Source organism: Nonomuraea antimicrobica, assembly GCF_039536965.1.
In the GTDB taxonomy this organism is placed as follows: Bacteria; Actinomycetota; Actinomycetes; order Streptosporangiales; family Streptosporangiaceae; genus Nonomuraea; species Nonomuraea antimicrobica.
Genome location: NZ_BAAAZP010000213.1, coordinates 30656 through 50452, shown reverse-complemented (window position 1 = coordinate 50452; position 19797 = coordinate 30656). Strand labels below are relative to the sequence as shown.

Sequence of the window (19797 nt, the reverse complement as noted above, 5' to 3'; positions counted from 1 at the left end):
AATAATCCCTGGATGTCCGTGACGCCGCTGATGTCCATGAAAAAGTTGTAAATCACGAAAGGTTTGCGCGGATGCTCTCGCCTCGCCGACTGGCGGCGACCGCCGCACCTCTGGCAGCAATCATCCTCGGCGGGCTGGCGCTCCTCGTCCTCGCCGATCTGATCACGTTCGGTGCCGCGGCGACCGCGGTGGCGTTCCTGGTCACGCTGGCGGCCCTCGCCCTTGCCCTGCTCACCGTGCGCCGCATCGACGGCAAGGCGCACCGGATCGACCTGCGGATGAAGAAACACGAGGCCGAGCTGGCCAGGAGCACGGCAGCGCTGAAGAACATCGAGACCAGGCTGGACGTGCTGGTGCGGGCCGTCGAGGACTCGGCCGCGCGGCGGGCCGACGACCTGGGCGCGATCCTGGCCTCGCTCGGCGAGGACCGGGTCAACGCCATGGCTCAGGCGCGCGAGGTGCAGGAGCTGCGCGAGGAGGTCCGCGCGCTGGCCACCAAGGACCGCGTATGACGCGGGTCCGGCACAACGACTACGGCGTGCTGCGCCCGCCCGCACTGGGTACGTGGCGGCCCACGCTGCGGGTGTCCGTGGTCATCCCGGCCTACAACTGCGCGGAGGCGCTGGAGCGCACGATCGCGGCGCTGGCGCGGCAGACGTACCCGGCCGAGCTGGTCGAGGTGGTCGTCGCCGACGACGGCAGCGAGCCGCCGATCGAGGCGGCCGGGGCCCGGGTCGTACGGGTGGCCGACGGCTGGGGACGCGGCACCGCCCGCCAGACCGGGCAGCTCGCGGCCACGGGCGACGTGGTCCACTGGCTCGACGCGGACATGATCCTGGCCGACGACCACCTCGAGGCGCACATGCGCTGGCACCACCTGATCGACTACGCGGTGGTGATCGGCGACACCAGGTTCGTGGACGCGCCGGGCGAGGAGGGCGTCCAGACGGAGTACACGAGGAAGACGCTGGAGTCCACCAGGCGGCTCAAGGACGCGGGGGCGAGCGCGTACCTGCTGCACACTGGGGCCTCCTCCTCCGTACGGACCGAGCTGCTGCGGGCGGCGGGCGGCGTGGACGCCTCGCTGAACATGGCCGAGGACACCGAGCTGGGCTACCGGCTGGCCCAGGCGGGAGCGGTGTTCGTCCCCGACCCCGAGGCCAGGGGATGGCACGTCGGCCCCTCCACGGTCATGCTGCGCGAGAAGGAGGTGCACCGGCACAACTGGTCGTACCTCGGTGACCTGATCCCCGACCTGCGCTGGCTGCGCGGGCATCCCCGCCGCACGTGGCTGGTCCCGTACGTGCGCGTCGCGGTGACCGCCACCACGTACGAGGAGACGCGGGCGACCGTGGACTCGGCGCTGGCGGGCACGCTCACCGACGCGGCGGTCACGATCGTCGGCCCCTGGGGCAAGCTGACCGGCGAACGGCGTTCCAGCCTCGACGATCCGATGCTGGAGCTGCGGCTGCTGAGCCATCACTACGCCCATGAGCCCCGGGTGGAGTTCGCGGAGAGCGTACCGGTCTCGGCCGCGCCCGCGCCCTTCCTGGTCACCGTGCCCACCGGGTGGGTGCTGGGCGCCGACACGCTGGCCGCGCTCGTCCGCCACGCCGACCGCGACGTGCTCGGCCTGGTGTGCGTGGCGCTCGCGGAGGGCGGGAGCGGGGTCGTCACGGCCCGCCTGGAGCGTACGGCCGCCTTCGCCCGCGCCGCCCTGCTCCCTGGCGCCGCCGACGACCTGGTGGACGAGCTGTTCGGGTCGGAGTGGGTCAGCGGATCCGAGTACGGCTTCGCGACGGCGGCGCAGGCCGAGCCGCTGACCGGGGAGCCGGCCAAGTGGCGGGCGCTGGCCGGGCAACGGCAGGGCGAGGTCAAGGAGCTGCGAACCGAGGTGGCCCGGCTGACCGCCGAGGTCGACCGGCTCACCGCCGCCGCCGAGCCCTCGGGCGAGCAGGAGCGGCGCGGCCCGCTGCACTCGATCATCCGTCACCTGCGGAGCGCCGGATGATCGAGCGGCTGCTGGCGGAGCTGGACGGGGCCCGGGTGTACGCCGCCGGCATCGACGACCCGGAGCTGCCCTCCCACGAGGGCGGCGTGGTGGACCTGGACCGGGACCTGCTGGAGCCCGTGACGGAGCCGGAGCCCGTACGCGAGGTCCTCGTCCTGGCCGGGACACCCGCCGATCTGCGCAGGATCGCCACGCTGCACAAGCTGCTGCCGCAGGCCGAGCGGGTGGTGGTGGCCGTGCTCGACACGCCGGCCGCGCATCCGGCCCCCGTCCCCACGCCCACGCCGGCGCACCGCTGGCGGTCGCTGGTGGACCTGCGGGTGTACCAGCCGAAGAACCGGGTCTGGGTGGTGGACGCGCGTTTCTCGGCCGCCACCCCCGCCGGGCGTACGGTGACGGCCACGGCACGCGCGTTCGCCGGGCACCGGCTCGACGTCATCGCGGCTCCCGCGGCGGCCATCGCGGGCGTGGGCGCGGCCGACTGGCGGCCCGGTGACCCGAACGCGACGCCCGCGGAGCTGGCCGGGCCCGTGCCCGAGCGGGTCGGCGCGCCGGGCAGCGACCTCGTGCTGCGTACGCTCGGGGCGGACCTCGCGGAGCCGCGCGAGCAGGCGTCCGGCGACGCGGAGTGGGCCGGGGAAGAGACGCCCATCGAGCGGCCGGCGCTGCGGGCCGTGAGCTGGGAGCGCCTGGGGCGGCCCGGGATGGGCGGTTCACCGCTGGCCGATCCCGACGTGCTGGGTGAGCCGTCCATGATCCCGCCGGTGGACGAGCGGCTGGTGAACCCGCAGGGGTTCGTCACCACGCCCGCCCGCGGCATGGCGGCCCTGTCCGAGCGCGACGGGCGCTGGTCGGTGGTGCTGGACGGGAAGGTCGTGACGTCGTTCGCGGAGTCGGGCGGGGTCACCGACGCCGACGTGGCCAGGCTGCGGCAGATCCGCGGCGTCGAGGTCGGCTGGCTGCACGCGCACAGCGGGCCGCTGGCGGCCGTACGCGTGCTGGCCGGGCTGGCCGCCGCCGGGGTGCCGCTGGTGGTGGCCGAGGCGGTGCCGCGCTGGGCCCGCGCGCTCGGGGACGACCTCGTCGCGCTGATCTCGCGCTCCCCCGACCTCACCGACGAACTGCGGCGGGAGGAGCACAGCATCCGCCTGCGCCGGGCCGCCCTGCGTACGCACGGGGTGGCGGCCCGGTGGGAGCAACTCGGCGCCCCCGCCCAGGCTCCCCCGCTGACCTCGGTGCTGCTGGCCACGCGCCGGGCCGACATGGTGGCGTTCGCGCTGGAGCAGGTCGCCCGGCAGCGCGACGCCCGGCTCGAGGTGATCCTCGCCCTGCACGGGGTGCCGAAGGGGCATCCGGACGTGGCGGCGGCGATCAACGCGTTCGAGGGGCCGCTGACCGTGTTCGAGGCAGACCACCGGGCCGTGTTCGGCGAGGTGCTGAACGACGCCGCCGCCAGGGCCTCCGGGTCGTTCCTGCTGAAGATGGACGACGACGACTGGTACGGCCCCGACTTCCTGGCCGATCTGCTGCTGGCCCACGCGTACTCGGGGGCCCAGGTGGTCGGGACGGTGCCGGAGTTCGTCTACCTTTCGTCCATCGACGTCACCGTGCACCGCAGGCAGGTCACCGAGCAGATCACCAGCTTCGTGGCCGGGGGGACGATCCTGGTGGAGCGTTCTGCGTTCCAGGCGGTGGGCGGGTTCAGGCCGCTGCGGCGGTCGGTGGACACCCAGTTCCAGGAGGCGTTGCAGGCCGCGGGCGGGCAGATCTACCGTACGCACGGGCTCGGGTACATCCTGCGCCGCGGCCCGGCCGCCAACCACACCTGGCAGGAGCCGATCGGGACGTTCCTGCAGCGCAACAGGCGGCAGTGGCGCGGCTTCCGCCCGAGCGCCCTGATGCACCTGGACACCCCTGCCGACCTGGACGCCCCGGCCGACCTGGACGTCCCGGCAGCCCCGGACGCCCCGGCGGACCCGGGCAAGGGACCCGCGCCGGTCGCCCCGGTCGACGGGAGCCCGTCGCCGCTCGACGGGAGCGCGCGCCCATGACCGGCATCCCGCGCATCCGCCGCAACGACTTCGGCGTCCTCGCCCCGCCCGAGCTGGGCGCCTGGGAGCCCACGCGCACGGTCACCGTCGTGATCCCGGCGTACAACCGCCAGGAGACCCTGGACCTGACCCTCGCGGCCCTCTCGGCGCAGACCTACCCCGAGCACCTCCTCGACGTCATCGTCGTGGACGACGGCAGCAGCACGCCGCTGCACCTGCCCGAGATCGTCCCATCGCGGACGAAGCTCGTCTCCAGCCCGCCGGGCGGGTGGGGGCGGGCCTGGGCGGTGCAGGCGGGCCTCGACGCCGCGACCGGCGAGGTCGTCTTCGTCCTGGACGCCGACATGGTGCCGCACAGGCACCACGTGGAGGCCCAGCTCCGGTGGCACCACCTGGCCCCATACGTGGTGGTGCTGGGCTGGATCGACTTCACCGCGGCCGACTCCACCGCGGCCGACTCCACCGCAGCCGCCTCAACCGTGGCCGACTCCACAGCGCCAGGCTCGACGGCGCCGGACCCCATGGGGAGGGGCGCGGCCCTGCCCACGCCTGAGCAGGTCAGGAGGGCTCTGGAGACGGGCACGGAGGCGGAGCTGTTCCCCCTCTCCCCGCAGCGGCACGACTGGGCCGAGAAGATCATCCAGGACCACGACGGCCTGCGCACCGCCCCGAACTCCCTGGCCACCCGGATCCACGTGGGGGCCACGGTGTCGTACCCGGCCGCGCTGCTGCGCTCGATCGGCGGCATGGACACCTCGCTGGTGCTGGCGGAGGACACGGAGCTGGGGTACCGGCTCACGCAGGCGGGCGTCGTGTACGTGCCCGACCCGGAGTCCAGGGCGTGGCACGTCGGCCTGCCCACGGCCATGCGCGACTTCCAGGCGTTGAAGCGCTACAACGACCCGTACGTGGCCGACCGCGTCCCCTACCGGCGCTACCTGCGTACGGACGCGGGGCGGCAGTGGCTGGTGCCGTACGTGGAGGCGACGGTCCCGGAGGGCTCGTACGAGGACGTACGGGCGAGCGTGGACTCCCTCCTGGCCGGTTCCCTCCCCGACGTCAGGGTCACCGTCACCGGCCCCTGGGACTCGCTCACCGCCGAACGCCGCTCCCCGCTGGCCGACCCGTACCTCGACCTGCGGCTCCTCGACGCCGCCTTCGCCCACGACGCCCGCGTCCACCTCCCCAGGGCCGGGGACGCCGCCCTGCCCGGCACGGCCCCGTTCCGGCTGTCGCTGCCGCCGGGCTGGGTCGTGGCGAAGGACGCGGTGCAGCGGCTGGTGGAGTACATGGAGGAGCACGACCTGGGCACGCTCTGCGTCGCGCTGGAGGAGACGCGGGCGGGCGTCACGGTGGCCCGCCTGGACCGCACGGCCGCGCTTTCCCGGGCCGCGCTGGTCGCGACGCCAGGCGGCGACCTGGCCGACCACGAGCTGGACGACCTTGTGGACGCCCTGTTCGGCCTGGAGTGGGTGGACGGGGAGTCGTGGGGGCTGCGGCGCCGCCCGGCCTTCTACCCGCCGCGCAAACCGCCGCCGTCGGACCTCGACCTGCTCACGGCCGCGTACGAGAAGGAGCTGGCCCTCTACCGCAAGCGCACGACCAGTCTCAGGGCGGAGCTGGGGCAACTGCGCAAGGCGGCGGGCAAGAGCGGCAGGGACGCGGCCCGATGGCACGAGAAGGCCGAGGCGTGGCGGCGCGAGGCGGTCCGGCTGGCCAGGGAGCAGGCCGGGAACCGGGACCGCACGGTGCTCAAGCGCGCCGTGCGCCGCGTCCGCGGCCTGGCCTTCCCCGGTGACGAGTAGGCGGGCTCCGGCAGGGCTACTCGTCGCCCTCCACGCGCATCACGCTCGCCACCGCGCGGACGATGTCCAGCTCCCGCAGCCCCTCCATCGTCGCCGTCAGGGCGGCGTCGGTGGCGCGGTGGGTGACGATGACGAGCTGGGCGTCGTCGCCGTGGCCCTCCTGGCGCACGGTCTGGATCGACACGTCGTGCTTGGCGAACAGCTCGGCCACCCGCGCCAGCACGCCCGGCTTGTCGGCCACGTCGAGGGCCACGTGGCAGCGCGTGACCGTCTCCCCCATGGGGTGCACGGCCAGCTCCGCGTACGTCGACTCCTCCGGCCCCCGGGTGCCCGCCAGGCGGTTGCGCCCGACGGCGACCAGGTCGCCGAGCACCGCCGAGGCCGTCGGGGCCCCGCCCGCGCCCTTGCCGTAGAACATGAGCTGCCCCGCCGACTCCGCCTCCACGAAGACCGCGTTGTACGCCTCGCGCACCCCGGCCAGCGGGTGTGAGCGGGGGATCATCGCCGGGTGCACCCGCACCCCGAACGAGCGGCCGTCGTCGGAGCGGGCGCAGATGGCCAGCAGCTTGATGACGTAGCCCATGGCCTTGGCCGAGGCCACGTCGGTGGCGGTGATCTCGGTGATGCCCTCGCGGTGCACCTCTTCCGCGCGCACGCGGCTGTGGAAGCCGAGCCCGGCCAGGATGGCGGCCTTGGCGGCGGCGTCGAAGCCCTCGACGTCGGCGGTGGGGTCGGCCTCGGCGTAGCCCAGGGTCTGGGCCTCCTCCAGCGCGTCGGTGAAGGACGCGCCCGTGGAGTCCATCTTGTCGAGGATGTAGTTGGTGGTGCCGTTGACGATGCCGAGCACCCGGTTGACGTGGTCGCCGGCCAGCGACTCGCGCAGGGGCCGCAGGAGCGGGATGGCCCCGGCCACGCTGGCCTCGAAGTAGAGGTCGCCGTCGCCCGACCTGGCGGCCTCGTGGAGGGTGGCGCCGTCTTCGGCCAGCAGCGCCTTGTTGGCGGTGACCACCGACTTGCCCCTCGACAGGGCGGCCACGATGAGCGAGCGGGCGGGCTCGATGCCGCCGATGACCTCGATCACGATGTCGACGTCGTCGCGGGTGACCAGCGACTCAGCGTCGGTGGTCAGCAGCGCGGGATCGATCTCGACGTCGCGTTTGCGGCCCAGCCTGCGCACGGCGACCCCGGCCAGCTCCAGCGGCGCCCCGACGCGGGCGGCCAGGTCTGTGGCCTGCTCGTGCATGAGCCTGATGACCTGCGAGCCGACGACGCCGCAGCCCAGCAGAGCCACTTTCAGCGGTTTCACAGCTGCCCCCTCAACAAGTCGTCCTCGGTCTCACCCTGCACGATCACGCGGGAGGAGCCGCCGGAGACGGCGACCACGGCCGGCTTGGGCAGGTAGTTGTAGTTGTTGGCCAGCGAACGGCAGTAGGCGCCGGTCGCGGCCACGGCGATCAGGTCGCCCGGGGCGAGGTCGGACGGCAGGTGGAAGTCGCGTACGACGATGTCGCCGCTCTCGCAATGCTTGCCCACCAGGCGGCTGAGCATGGGCTCGGCCTCGCTGGCGCGGCTGGCCAGCACGGCGGTGTATTCGGCGGCGTAGAGTGCCGTGCGCACGTTGTCGCTCATGCCCCCGTCGACGCTGACGTAGGTGCGCAGCCCTTCGACGTCCTTGATCGTGCCGACCTCGTAGAGGGTGATGCCGCCGGGGCCGACGATGGTGCGGCCGGGCTCGACGGTCAGGCGGGGCACCGGCAGGCCGGCGTCCACGCACACCTTGGAGACGATCTCGCGCAGGCCGTCGGCCAGCTCCTTGATGTCGGGGGCCTCGTCGCCCTCGACGTAGGCGATGCCGTAGCCGCCGCCGAGGTCGAGCTCGGGCAGCACCACGCCGTGCTCGTCCTTGATCTGGACGAGCAGCGTGGCCAGCCGCCGCGCGGCCACCTCGAACCCGGCCGTGTCGACGATCTGGGAGCCGATGTGCGAGTGCAGCCCGACCAGCTCGAGCTGGGGAAGGGCCAGGATCCTGCGTACGGCCTCGGCCGCCGCCCCGGTGCTCAGCGACAGCCCGAACTTCTGGTCGTCGTGCGCCGTGGCGATGAACTCGTGCGTGTGCGCCTCGACCCCGGTGGTCACCCTGACCATCACCTTGGGCCGCTTGCCGTGCTGCTCGGCGAGGTAGCCGAGCCTGGCGATCTCGTCGAACGAGTCGACCACGATGTGCCCGACGCCCGCCCGCAGAGCCTTGGTGAGCTCGGCCGCGGACTTGTTGTTGCCGTGCATGGTGATGCGCCCGGCGGGGAAGCCGACGCTCAGCGCGACCGCCAGCTCGCCGCTGCTGGCCACGTCGAGCCCGAGGCCCTCCTCCTGGAGCCAGCGCACGATCTCCCTGCACAGGAACGCCTTGCCGGCGTAGTGGACCTCGGAGCCGGCGAAGGCGGTGGCGTAGTCGCGCATGCGGGAGCGCACGTCGTCCTCGTCGAGGACGTAGAGGGGCGTGCCGTGCTCGCGGGCCAGGTCGCGGACGTCGACGCCGCCGACCGTGAGCGCGCCGTCGGTCCGGGCCGACGTTCGGGGCCAGATCGCGGGGTTGATCCGGTTGAGGTCGGCGGGCGCCAGCGGCGGGCGCTCGTGGGGCAGCATCTCGGCGTGCCGGTCCCCGGCGGGATGGGCGAATCGACTCACCCGATCGAGGCTATCGGAAGCGCAAGTGAGCCATGACCCGGTGACCACGTATCGAGACGCGATCAAGCTTCAGCAGGGATATTTTTACGTTTTTTCGCCGTTTGGCCGGATATTTTGTGACACGTTACAAGCGCTCCGGCCCCGGCAGCACCATCCGCACCGCCTGTGCGAGCCGCACCCGCGCCGTGTGCACCGGCCCCGGCTCCTCGTCACCCACGGGGACGGCGGGGGCCCGCTCGTGGGCGTCGTGGTAGGCCAGCGCCAGCCGGAGCAGGTAGCTCTCCCAGCCGGGCTGTCTGCCGCCCAGCCGGCCGGGCAGCTCCGCCAGCACCCGCAGCACCCGGCGGTGGCAGGGGTCGTCCAGCAGCTCGGGCCGGAACCCGGCCTCGGACACGCCCAGCTCCCCCGCCCACCGCCGCACGGCGCAGGCCCTGGCGTGCGCGTAGCGGACCACGAAGCCCGGGTTGTCCCACGTACGCGGGAAGTCGGGCCAGGCGGGCTCGGGCAGGTCGACCGGCCCGACCTCCACCACCAGCGCGCCCGGCACGCCGACGGCGATCCGCAGCAGCCCGTCGGCGCGCACCTCGACGGAGTCGACCCCGGGCAGCGCCCGCACCAGGGAGGCCAGCTCCTCGGGGGGCACCCGCCGCCGCAGCGCGGCCGCGGACACGTACCGGGCCTCGCGCTCCCACGTGCCCTCGGGCGCCGGCGGCTCCCCCAGCACCCCTGCCAGCTCCCCAGGCGTCATGGGGACGACCCTAGATGAGCGCGTGGGGCTCCGCCGAGCCGTATTCGACCAGGTGGGCCGCGCCGAGCAGCCAGCGGTCCTCGTCACGCACCCGGACGTAGCCGAAGCGGTCGGCCGAGAACACCTTGATCCCGTCCGTACGGCACTGCCGCATGAGCACCTCGTCCCAGCCCTCGGTGAGGTCGGCGAAGCGCAGCTCGCGCAGCGCGTTGCGGCGGGCCAGCAGCGTGCCGCCGGTGACCTCGGGGAGGTAGGTGTACTCGGCGTCGGGCTGCTTGAGCAGCGTGGCCTGGGGTTTGCGCAGGTGCGCGTAGAAGGCGGCCTTGCCGATGATGTCGGCGGTGCTGAACAGGAAGGCCCTGCGCAGGTCCGACAGATAGTGGGGGCCGTAGACGTCGCGCGGGTCCATGACCGCCACCAGGTCCGCCTCGCACAGGTCGAGGCCCACGTTGAGCAGCGCGCCCTCGGTCATCTCGACGGACGGGCGACGGCAGATGATCTCCACGTCCGGCAGCACGTCGCGGGCCCGCAGCTCGGCCTCCGGCGGCCCGATGACGATGACCTGGTCGACGCCCGACTGCTTGGCGACCTGCGCCAGCGCGTGCTCCAGCAGGTACGGGTCGAGCACGGCCAGCAGGACCGAGGTGTTGAGGGTGGGCCGGGCGCTGGGCAGCCCGATGGCGGCGAGCATCTCGTCGATGCGCTCGCTCATCGTGCCCATCGAGTACGCCCGCCGCATCGCCACGTGCGCCCGCCGCGAGTCGGACTCGGTGCCGATGGACGTGCCGCAGGCGGCCAGCTCGGCCAGCCGCCACTGCGGCGTGCCCGGCGGGCAGTCGGCGGCGGCCGGCCAGCGGTAGGAGGTCAGGATGTCGGGATAGCCCAGGTGGCTGGGAAGGAGCTGGTCGAGCGTGAGCACCCGGTCGATGCGGCCCCCGGCCAGCGGCAGCGGGTTGTGCACCCGGGGCTGCACCCCGAACTGCAGCCGCGGCCAGGCCACGGAAAGGTCGGCCGTGAAGCGGTGCTCGAACAGCTCGGCCGCCGCCGCGTACGCCGAGACGTCGCCCCCCGTGTGCCAGAAGACCGTGCGGATGCCGCGCTCGGCGCACCAGGCCAGCAGCGCCTTGAGCCCCTCGCCGGGCTCGCCGGTGATCTCCTCGACCCACGGCCCCTGGGCGACGGACTCGACGACCAGCAGGTGGGGCACCTCGATCGGGAGCACCCTGGCGAAGTCGCGGGGCGTGAAGCCGGTCGTCTGGCGCCACTCGTAGCGCAGCAGAGCCTCGGCGTGCGGGTCGGCGATCACCGCTGCCGTCAGGTGAGGGCGCGTGTTGGGGCCGGTCGGCACCCGGAACGGCTTGAGCTTGAACGAGGCGCCCCCGAGCGTCCTGGTCGTGGTGGTGGCCTGGAACGCGGCCCCTGGGCGCTCGTCCTTGGGCTTGGCGGCGCTCGCCACGGGCTTGCGCTTGGGCGCGATGGGCCGCTTGACCGGCTTGGCGGCGCCCTTGAGTCCCTTGGCCAGGCGTACCGGGTTGCTCTTGCCGGTCCTGATGGCGTCGCCGAGCCGGCTCCAGCGGGCGACCTTGATGGACGACAGCTTCCAGTTGGCCACCTCGGCCTGGAAGCTCTGCTCGGCCAGCTCCTTGCGGAGCCTGTCGGCCGCGGCCTGCTCGGCGGCCAGCCGCTCCTCGGCCTCGCTCAACTGCTCAGCCAGCGCCTTGGCCTCCTCGACGCTCTGCTCGGCGGCGGCCAGCTTGGCCTGGGCGGCGTCCAGCAGCCTGGCCAGCTCGGCCGCGCGCCCGGCCTGGGAGACGGCCTCGCGCAGCGCCTTCCGCGTGCTCTCAAGCTCGATGGACAAACCAGGACCTCCGCTCTCGTAGCCCGGCAAAGGATACTCTTTTGCAAAGCGTCTCGAAGGGATGAGATCCGGTGCAGTTCAACGTGCGGCCCTACGTCTGCGGCGCTCTCGGCCGGATCGACACCGCGCTGCTCGGCAAGCTCACGGCCGCCGGGCCCAAGGTCCGCCCGGCGCTCCAGGCGGCCGACGCGGCCCTGTTCAGCTCCGCCCCGCTGCCGCCCTACCACCGGGCGGGCGACGCGTACGCGTTCGCCTGGGGCGAGCGCAGGCCGAAGGCGGCCGACGAGTGGATCACGGTCGCGGAGACGTACGAGACGCCGGGGCTGATCGGCGACGGCGCGCGGGTGACGCTGCACACGGGCGCGCTGGGCCTGGTGGACGTCTACTACGTACGCCTCGGGGAGGCGGTCTACTTCTCCTCCCTGATCCATCCGCTGCTCAGCCTCGTGCCCATCGAGATCGACTGGTCGGCGTGGGCCTCGATACTCCAGGTGACGTTCCCGCTGGGCGAGGCGACCCCGTACACGGAGGTCAAGCGGCTGCCGGGGGCCGGGGCGCTGGTGTTCGAGCGCGGCAGGCTTCTCACGGAGCGCAGGCTGCCGCGCTGGCTGCGTACCGAGCCGTACGAGGCGTGGGTCAGCCCGCGGGAGATCGTCGAGCTGCTCGACGGCGTCTACGCGGAATACGACGGGCGCGCGCTGCTGGTGCCGGTCAGCGGCGGCTACGACTCCCGGCTGCTGGCGAGCGTGGCCAAGGCGCGCGGCGCGGACGTCGAGTCGTGGACGACCAGCCCCGACGACGGCACCGACACCGACATCGCCTTCGCCCAGGCGATCACCAAGGAGCTGGGCATACCGCACCGGGTGATCACGCAGGACGCCGCCGCCTACCCGCAGGACGCGACGGAGGTGGCGCGCAGGCTCGAATACCTGACCCCCCACCACGCCTGGTACGCCCCCTTCGCCAAGGAGGTGCACGGCGCGGGCCGAATCCTGGTCGACGGGCTGGCCGGCGGGCCGCTGCTGAAGAACTTCATGGTCAGCGGGGCCGCCCTGGAGGCCAGGACGCAGGCTGAGCGCTCGGCGGCCGTGCTGGACTCGCTCTCGCTGGGCCGGCCCACGCAGCCGTTCCTGTCGGAGGCGGCGCGGGAGTGGATGGAGGAGACCGTCCGCGAGCAGTTCCTGGCCACGACCTCCATGCTCCACGGGCACCGGGCCGAGCTGCCGCTGTCGGTGCTGCACACGAGGACCGTGCGGGGCATCGCGCGTTCGGCGGTCAACCTGGTGGGGCCTGAGGCGTCGTTCGCGGCGCCGTTCATCCATCCCGAGTTCTTCGACGCCGCGCTGTCGGTCGGGGTGGCCAGGAAGGCCAAGGGCCGCTTCTACCGCGAGGTGCTGCACGCGGCCAACCCGCGGGTGGCCGCTCTGCCCTCGACGAACGTGGTCAAGCAGCCGCTGAGGAGGGTGCCGCTGAGGTCGACGGCGGCCCCGGCCCGGCACTACGCGCACAGCATGCTGGAGACCCTGGCGGGCCGCGTGCCCGGACTGCTCTCGGAGGAGCTGCACGAGGTCGTCGCGGGCGGCCCTGACGCTCTGACCAGGTTCAACGGCTGGAACGATCGTTTCTGGGTGCGCGGTCTTGTGCTCTTCGGGCTGTGGCTGAACGACTTCGAAAACGATCTCTCGGATCTGACCACTCCTTTTTAGTGAACCCTGGGTAACAGGGCGATTACACACGGATCTCACGGGTATTAACCGTCGCACAGCAGAAGCGGGTTCCGGAAAGCCGACGGGCTGGTAGTGTTCGGCCCGTAAGCGCCGCGCAAACGGGCACCAGATCACAAATCCGGTCTCGTTCGAGGACAGTGGAGTACGCAGGGATGACGACTCCACGCGGCGCAGTCACCAGCTAGTAACGCCGGGGTAACCGGTGACTTCGTCCTGCCCACATCTCTTCCTGTGAGCGACATCATGATCAACGCATCCCCAACGCCGGAGCCGATCTCCGAGGCCTTCGTCTCGGAGGACCCAGCCTGGTACAAGCGGGCGGTCTTCTATGAGGTTCTCGTCCGGGGGTTCAAGGACTCCAACGGCGACGGCACCGGCGACCTTCGCGGTCTCACCGAGAAGCTCGGGTACCTCGAGTGGCTCGGTGTGGACTGCCTGTGGCTGCTGCCGTTGTACGAGTCGCCGCTGCGCGACGGCGGGTACGACATTTCGGATTACATGAAGATCCTCCCGGATTTTGGGGACTTGGGGGACTTCGTGCAGTTGATCGAGGCCGCACACGAGCGCGGCCTGCGGATCATCACCGACCTCGTGATGAACCACACCAGTGACCGGCACCCCTGGTTCCAGGCGTCCCGGCACGACCCCGAGGGGCCGTACGGGGACTTCTACGTGTGGTCGGACACCCCTGGCGGTTACCCGGACGCGCCGATCATCTTCATCGGCGCCGAGGAGTCGAACTGGACCTACGACCCGGTGCGCAAGCAGTACTACTGGCACCGCTTCTTCCACCACCAGCCGGACCTGAACTATGACAACCCGGCGGTGCAGGAGGCCATGCTGGAGGTCCTGCGGTTCTGGCTCGACCTGGGCATCGACGGGTTCCGGCTGGACGCGGTCCCCTACCTGTTCGAGCGCGAGGGCACGGCCTGCTCCGGGCTGCCGGAGACGCACGCGTACCTGAAGAAGGTCCGTGCGGAGGTCGACCGCCTCTACCCCGACCGGGTGCTGCTGGCCGAGGCCAACGGCTGGCCGGAGGACGTGGTGGAGTACTTCGGCGACCCCACCGTGGGCGGCGACGAGTGCCACATGGCCTTCCACTTCCCGCTGATGCCGCGCATCTACATGGCGGTCAAGAAGGAGACCCGCGAGCCGATCTCCGAGATCATGTCGCGCACGCCCAAGCTGCCGGAGACGGCGCAGTGGGGCATCTTCCTGCGCAACCACGACGAGCTCACGCTCGAGACGGTCACCGAGGAAGAGCGCGACTACATGCACAAGGAATACGCCAAGGACCCGCGCATGCGCGCCTACCTGGGCATCCGCCGCCGCCTCGCCCCGCTGCTCGACAACGACCGGGACCGCATCGAGCTGTTCACGGCGCTGCTGCTGTCGCTGCCCGGCTCGCCGGTCATCTACTACGGCGACGAGATCGGCATGGGTGACAACATCTGGCTGGAGGACCGCGACTCGGTCCGCACGCCGATGCAGTGGAGCCCCGACCGCAACGCCGGGTTCTCCTCGGCCGACCCCGGGCGGCTCTACCTGCCCGCGGTCATGGACCCGATCTACGGCTACCAGGGCGTCAACGTGGAGGCCCAGCAGCGCCACGAGGGGTCGCTGCTGCACTTCACCCGCAAGATGCTGGAGATCCGGCGCAGGCACCCGGTCTTCGGCGTGGGGGCGTACACGGAAATGTGGTCGTCCAACCCGTGCGTGCTCACGTACGTGCGCGAGGACCGCGACGACGTGATGCTGTGCGTGAACAACCTGTCGAAGTTCCCGCAGCCGGTCGAGCTGGACCTGCGGCGCTTCGAGGGCATGACGCCGGTCGAGGCGCGGGGCGGGGTGCCCTTCCCGGCCATCGGGGAGCTGCCTTACCTGCTCACGCTGCCGGGGCACGGCTTCTACTGGTTCGCGCTGAAGCAGCCCGACCAGGCACGCGAGCACCCGCGGACGTCCGAGCAGACCTCCGTGCGGACGCCGGTGCGCACCGCGCGGCGCGTGACCGATCCGGAGAGCCTCAGCGCGAGGTGACCGGCACCTGGGCACGGGCCGCGCGGCGCGCAGGGATGAGCGCGACCGCCAGGGCCGTGCCCACGGCCACCAGCACGGTCACGGTCAGAGTCAGCGGCGACGGGGCCCGGCCGATGCCCGCCCCGACGCCGCTGGTGTGCCCCTGCAGGTCGATCAGGCCGGTGACGACGAAGTAGCCGGCCGCCGCGCCCACGCCGATGCCCAGCACCACCAGCAGGCCCGTACCGGTCACCAGCGTGGCCATGACCTGGCGCGGGGTCAGCCCCATGGCCTTGAGCACGGCCAGGTCGAAGGCGTGGTCGCGCAGGCCCAGCGCGCTGGCGGTGAGCAGGTTGGCCAGCCCGATGAGGGTCAGCACGGCGATCAGCGCCACGATCACCACCCTGATGATCGACAGCCGGTCGGCCGGGTTGACCACGGCCTGCACCTCGAGGCCCTCACCCGTCTCCGACAGCAGCCGGCCGCGCACCTCCGAAGGGTCGGCGCCCGTCTTGAGTGCCAGCGCGTAGTACTCGGGCGGCACCGCGTCCTTGGCCTCCAGGCTGTCGATCCCCAGCGAGAGCACCACGCCGTCCTGCTCGGGCTCGACGGTGCGGCCCACGATCCTGACGATCAGCGGGCTGCCGCCCACAGTGAGCCGCACCCGGTCGCCGATCTTGAGCCCGAGCAGGTCGAGCAGGCCCTGGCCGGCCACCGCCTCGCCCTGGCGGCCGTACATGCGGCCCTCGACCACGGGGAACGGGTAGGGGCTCGTCGAGCTGCCGACCGCCCGCACCCTGACCGAGCGGGCCTCGCCCGGGGCCAGCGCGTTGACGTCGGTGCCCGGGTAGACCGCGGCGACGTCACGGTCTTGACGGGCGATCCGCTCGGCCGCGGCCGGCTCCAGCTTGCCCGGTCTGACGTGCAGCGCGGCGTGCTGGCCCACCTGTTCCGGGTGGGCCAGGAAGTTGTCCAGCGTGGCCCACACGCCGAGCCCGACGGTGATCATCATCATGGGCACGGCCAGCCCGAACGCCGTCAGGAACGCCGGCACCCGCCGGGTGAAGGCGTCGCGGGTGCCGAGGACGAGGGCGGGCGGGAGGCGTACGAGCAGGCCCAGCCGGGCCAGCCGGGACAGGCGGCCCCTTGGCGGCCCCGAGGGCACGTCGGGGATCGGCGGCGTGCGCCCGCCGCGCCAGGCGGGCACCCAGACGGCGGCAAGCACCAGCAGGGCCGTGCCCGCCACGATGGCCAGCACGGGGGTGGGCGCCACGGAGGTGGGCCCGAGCATCGCCGCCATCACGCCCCAGCCCGCGAAGGCGCCCACGACGACGCCCAGCAGCCCGAGCGCGCCGTGCTCGACCAGGAGCAGCAGCGCCACCTGGCCGCGGGTGAAGCCCATCGACTTGAGCGTGGCCAGGTCGCGGAGCTGGCCGAGCACCCGGCCGCCGGCGGCGTTGGCCAGCGCGAGCGCGGCGGCCACGAGCCCGGCCACGCCGAACAGCGCCAGCAGCGTGCCCAGCAGCCGGTTGTCCAGCTCCATCGCGGCCCTGACCTCGCGCCAGGTGTAGACGCGCTGGAGGTGGTCCTCCAGCATGACCACGACCCGCTGGGAGACGACCTGGGACGCCTCGGCGTCGGCCAGGCGCAGACCGGTGACCCATTCGCTGCGGCCCATCATGGGCTCGACGCGGTCGAGCATGGTGGGCAGCACATAGGCCAGGCCCGGGGTCCACTCGGGGTAGAAGCCCTGCTCGGCGGAGTCGGCGATGCCGCGTACGTAGAGGGTGTGGCGCTCGCCACTGAGCGCGATGATCGTGAAGGGGGCGCCGATCCTGAGCCCGAGGGACCCGGCGAAGGAGCGCTCGACGACCACCCCGTCGGGCTGGGCCGGGTCGAGCCACCTGCCCTCGGCCACCACGGGGTGGGCCACCGCGGGCGGTGCGGCGGGCATGGCGCGCAGCGCCGCGGGCTCCTTCTTGCCGTCCTGGGCCACGGTGACCGGAGCCGACCGGTACGGCCCCGCGGTCTGCGTCACACCCTCGATGCCGCCCAGGGCCACCTGGGGGCTGTTCTTGGTGTAGAGCCAGACGTGGGCCCCGTCGGTCTGGGCGAAGAGGCTGCGCCACGGGTTGGTGCCCTCTTCGAGCAGGGTCGCCGCGGTGATCAGCGCGGCCACGATGCCGGCCACGGCCAGCACGGTCAGCACCGCCTGGCCCTTCCTGGCCCGCAGGTCGGCCCTGATCCACCGGCTGCCGGCCAGCGCGGTGCTCATGTGTCGCTCACCGGAGGTCGATCACCTCTCCGGCCGTGCGGGTGCGGCGGCGCGCGATGCGGCCGTCGTCCACGATCTCCCCGTCGAACAGGGACACCAGCCGGTCGGCCAGGCTCGCCACGCGGGCGTCGTGGGTGACCATGACGATGCTCTGGCCCTCTTTGTGCACCTTGCTGAGCAGGTTGAGCACGTCGCGGGTGTTGCGGCTGTCGAGGTTGCCGGTGGGCTCGTCGGCCAGCAGCAGGCTGGGCTGGTTGGCCAGCGCCCTGGCCAGGGCGACGCGCTGCTGCTCGCCGCCGGAGAGCTGGGCGGGCGCGGCGTCGGCCCGGTCGGTCAGGTTGAGCGCGGCCAGCAGGCTCTCACGGCGCTCGCGGGCCACCTTGGGCGAGACCCCGGCCAGCAGCGCGGGCAGCTCGACGTTGTCGCCGACGGTCATGTTGGCGACCAGGTTGAAGAACTGGAAGACGAACCCGATCTTCTTGCGCCGCAGGAGCGCCCACGCGCTCTCCGACAGGGTGTCGACGCGCTGGCCGTCGAGCCAGATCTCCCCGCTCGTACGGGCGTCGAGCCCGCCCAGCATGTGGACGAGCGTGGACTTCCCCGACCCGGACGGCCCCATCACCGCGACGAACTCACCCGGCTCGACCTGCAGATCCACCCCGCGCACGGCAGGCACGGGGACCGCACCGTCCTGGTAGATTTTGACCAGATTGACCGTTTTCACCACCGCGCTCATGCCAGATCCTCCTGGCATCGGGCCAGCCAGTCAAGATCCGCCTGCAGGTGCAACATGGCGCCCTCGATGAGCAGCATCGCCACCCGGTCGGTCGGCGGCGTGCGGGCCAGGAGGTCGTTGAGATCACTCATCAGGGACAGGTAGTGGCGGCGCTGCCGGCTGATCAGCGCCATGCGGTCGGCGATGCCGGTGAGCGGGGCGAGCACGAGCTTCATGAAGAACTCGTCACGCACCCTGGGGCCCTCGGTCGGCTCGTCGACCCAGGTCACGAGCACCTCACGGCCCTTTGCCGTCAGATAGTAGACCTTCTTGTTGGGCCGGTTGGACTGCTCGACGTCGACCGCCCGCACCAGGCCGTCCTTCTCCAGCCTGCCGAGGGTGACGTAGATCTGCCCGATGTTGGGCGAGGGATAGGCGCCGCCGAAGGTCTGCTCCAGGGCCTGTTTCAGCTCGTAACCGTGAGCCGGCTCCTTCGCCAGGAGCGCCAGCAGGTGAAGCCGCACCACCCCTCCTCACCGCTCCTGTTACGTATGCGTTACGGAGCAATCCGTTGACCTCAAGATTACAGGTGTGCATAACATGAATGCATCTACCTAACACGTATGTAAATCACTGTGAACACGGAGGAAACAGGGTGCCTCGCTCGCTGCCGGTGCTGCTGGCCGTAACCCTGGCGGCCGGATGCACTGCTGCGGGCGACACGGGCGGCGGCGAGACGGCGACGGGCGGAACCGGGCCGATCACGTTCGCCACCGGACGCGACACCACGGCGTACCTGCAACCCCTGCTGGACCGCTGGAACCAGGCCCATCCGGCCGAGAAGGTGACGCTGCTGGAGCTGCCCGAGGCCGCCGACGAGCAACGCGCTCAGATGGCGGCCAACCTCCAGGCCCAGAGCAGCCGGTACGACGTGCTCGGGCTTGACGTGGTGTGGACCGCCGAATTCGCGGAGAACGGCTGGATCATCCCCCTGGAGCGCGGGTTGTTCCCGCTCGACAGGTTCCTGCCGCCTGTCGTGGAGACGGCCGTCTACAAGAACAAGCTCTGGGCCGTCCCGTACACCAGCAACGCGGGCCTGCTCTACTACCGGACCGACCTGGTCGACAAGCCGCCCAAAACCTGGGCCGAGCTTCGCGACCAGTCACGAGAGATCGACAAGAAGCACAACGTAGGAGGCTACGCCGGGCAGTTCCTGGCCTACGAAGGGCTCACGGTCAACTTCTCTGAGGCCGTGCAGTCGGCCGGCGGGGAGATCATCAGCCGTGACGGCACGGCGGTGACCTTCGACCCCGCCACGGGCGGGACCGCGCTCGAGTTCCTGCTCCAGGGGCTACGCGAGGGCTGGATCCCGAAGGAGGCGCTGACCTACAAGGAGGAGGAGTCCCGCCTGGCCTTCCAGGAGGGCGAGCTGGCCTTCGCGCGCAACTGGCCGCACGCGTACGGACCGGCCAAGGCCCGGCTGGGCGACAAGCTGGGCGTGACCCGGCTGCCCGGCCTCGACGGCCCCGGCTCCAGCACCCTGGGCGGCGTGAACCTGGCCATCAGCGCCTACTCCAAGAACCAGCACACCGCCCAGGAGTTCATCCGCTACTTCACGAGCCTGGAGAACGAGCGCCGGGTCCTCACCGAGGGCTCGTTCCCGCCCGTGTGGACAGAGCTCTACGACGACCCCGACCTCATCAAGCGCTTCCCCTACCTCCCCGTGCTCAAGGAGAGCATCCTCGCCGCCAAACCGCGGCCGGTGAGCGCCAACTACACCCAGGTCAGCCTGGTGATCGCCAGTTCGGTCGCCAAGGCGCTCGCCAACCCATCCCCCGAGACCGCCGACGACGTCGCGGTCTCCATGAAGTCCGAACTCGAAGAGATCATCAGAACTCAGTGAGGC

At 72.0% G+C, this 19797-nt stretch carries 14 protein-coding genes; 7 read left to right on the top strand and 7 right to left on the bottom strand.

Features of this window, described 5'->3' with window-relative positions; genetic code table 11:
* Positions 1-71: 71 nt before the first annotated feature.
* Genes ABD844_RS46250 through ABD844_RS46235 form a run of 4 tightly spaced genes read left to right on the top strand, consistent with a single transcriptional unit; the run spans position 72 to position 5867 of the window.
* A complete protein-coding gene (locus ABD844_RS46250) occupies positions 72-512 on the top strand; it encodes a hypothetical protein (protein ID WP_344894040.1) in 441 nt (146 codons plus the stop codon).
* Positions 509-2011, top strand: a complete 1503-nt coding sequence (locus ABD844_RS46245) for a glycosyltransferase family 2 protein (RefSeq protein WP_344894037.1) — start codon at positions 509-511, stop codon at positions 2009-2011. Before ABD844_RS46250 ends, ABD844_RS46245 begins: the two co-directional genes overlap by 4 nt.
* A complete protein-coding gene (locus ABD844_RS46240; protein WP_344894034.1) occupies positions 2008-4062 on the top strand; it encodes a glycosyltransferase in 2055 nt (684 codons plus the stop codon). The genes ABD844_RS46245 and ABD844_RS46240 overlap by 4 nt, the downstream gene beginning before the upstream one ends.
* The gene (locus tag ABD844_RS46235) at positions 4059-5867 is read left to right on the top strand and encodes a glycosyltransferase family 2 protein (protein ID WP_344894031.1); all 1809 of its coding nucleotides are present in this window, start codon (positions 4059-4061) and stop codon (positions 5865-5867) included. Before ABD844_RS46240 ends, ABD844_RS46235 begins: the two co-directional genes overlap by 4 nt.
* Positions 5868-5883: 16 nt before the next feature.
* Here the strand turns inward: ABD844_RS46235 and ABD844_RS46230 are convergent, their stop codons facing one another.
* From ABD844_RS46230 to ABD844_RS46215, 4 genes are all read right to left on the bottom strand, one after another.
* The gene (locus ABD844_RS46230; RefSeq protein WP_344894028.1) at positions 5884-7173 is read right to left on the bottom strand and encodes a homoserine dehydrogenase; all 1290 of its coding nucleotides are present in this window, start codon (positions 7171-7173) and stop codon (positions 5884-5886) included.
* Entirely contained in the window at positions 7170-8552 is a 1383-nt protein-coding gene (lysA, locus tag ABD844_RS46225) for a diaminopimelate decarboxylase (protein ID WP_344894025.1), read from the bottom strand. Before lysA ends, ABD844_RS46230 begins: the two co-directional genes overlap by 4 nt.
* Before the next feature lie 124 nt (positions 8553-8676).
* Positions 8677-9300, bottom strand: a complete 624-nt coding sequence (locus ABD844_RS46220; protein ID WP_344894022.1) for an anticodon-binding protein — start codon at positions 9298-9300, stop codon at positions 8677-8679.
* A gap of 10 nt (positions 9301-9310) precedes the next feature.
* Positions 9311-11158 carry a hypothetical protein gene (locus tag ABD844_RS46215; protein ID WP_344894019.1) on the bottom strand — a complete coding sequence of 616 codons (1848 nt, stop codon included), beginning with the start codon at positions 11156-11158 and terminating at the stop codon, positions 9311-9313.
* 71 nt (positions 11159-11229) lie between these two features.
* On the opposite strand from ABD844_RS46215, the gene ABD844_RS46210 reads away from it, so the two are divergent.
* Positions 11230-12864 (top strand): asparagine synthetase B family protein, encoded by a 1635-nt coding sequence (locus ABD844_RS46210; RefSeq protein WP_344894016.1) that lies wholly within the window; start codon positions 11230-11232, stop codon positions 12862-12864.
* Positions 12865-13128: 264 nt separating this feature from the next.
* On the top strand, positions 13129-14922 hold the full coding sequence (treS, locus tag ABD844_RS46205) for a maltose alpha-D-glucosyltransferase (RefSeq protein WP_344894013.1): 1794 nt from the start codon (positions 13129-13131) through the stop codon (positions 14920-14922).
* Here treS and ABD844_RS46200 read toward each other — a convergent pair.
* From ABD844_RS46200 to ABD844_RS46190, 3 genes are read right to left on the bottom strand one after another with little or no spacing between them, the layout of a single operon-like run.
* A complete protein-coding gene (locus tag ABD844_RS46200) occupies positions 14909-17176 on the bottom strand; it encodes an ABC transporter permease (protein ID WP_344894010.1) in 2268 nt (755 codons plus the stop codon). The two genes, treS and ABD844_RS46200, sit on opposite strands and share 14 nt — an antisense overlap.
* A 7-nt stretch (positions 17177-17183) precedes the next feature.
* Complete coding sequence (locus ABD844_RS46195) at positions 17184-17912, bottom strand: ABC transporter ATP-binding protein (RefSeq protein WP_344894007.1); 729 nt, start codon at positions 17910-17912, stop codon at positions 17184-17186.
* Positions 17909-18415 (bottom strand): PadR family transcriptional regulator, encoded by a 507-nt coding sequence (locus ABD844_RS46190; protein ID WP_344894004.1) that lies wholly within the window; start codon positions 18413-18415, stop codon positions 17909-17911. The genes ABD844_RS46195 and ABD844_RS46190 overlap by 4 nt, the downstream gene beginning before the upstream one ends.
* A gap of 131 nt (positions 18416-18546) precedes the next feature.
* Between ABD844_RS46190 and ABD844_RS46185 the strand changes: the two genes are divergently transcribed.
* Positions 18547-19794 (top strand): ABC transporter substrate-binding protein, encoded by a 1248-nt coding sequence (locus ABD844_RS46185; protein WP_344894001.1) that lies wholly within the window; start codon positions 18547-18549, stop codon positions 19792-19794.
* The last annotated feature ends 3 nt before the right edge of the window (positions 19795-19797 follow it).

Excerpts from the sequence above, each read along its gene's own strand:
- ABD844_RS46220 (WP_344894022.1), bottom strand. The coding sequence starts at position 9,300 with ATGACGCCTGGGGAGCTGGCAGGGGTGCTGGGGGAGCCGCCGGCGCCC.
- ABD844_RS46250 (WP_344894040.1), top strand. The coding sequence starts at position 72 with ATGCTCTCGCCTCGCCGACTGGCGGCGACCGCCGCACCTCTGGCAGCA.
- treS (WP_344894013.1), top strand. The coding sequence starts at position 13,129 with ATGATCAACGCATCCCCAACGCCGGAGCCGATCTCCGAGGCCTTCGTC.
- ABD844_RS46240 (WP_344894034.1), top strand. The coding sequence starts at position 2,008 with ATGATCGAGCGGCTGCTGGCGGAGCTGGACGGGGCCCGGGTGTACGCC.
- ABD844_RS46200 (WP_344894010.1), bottom strand. The coding sequence starts at position 17,176 with ATGAGCACCGCGCTGGCCGGCAGCCGGTGGATCAGGGCCGACCTGCGG.
- ABD844_RS46195 (WP_344894007.1), bottom strand. The coding sequence starts at position 17,912 with ATGAGCGCGGTGGTGAAAACGGTCAATCTGGTCAAAATCTACCAGGAC.
- ABD844_RS46235 (WP_344894031.1), top strand. The coding sequence starts at position 4,059 with ATGACCGGCATCCCGCGCATCCGCCGCAACGACTTCGGCGTCCTCGCC.
- ABD844_RS46245 (WP_344894037.1), top strand. The coding sequence starts at position 509 with ATGACGCGGGTCCGGCACAACGACTACGGCGTGCTGCGCCCGCCCGCA.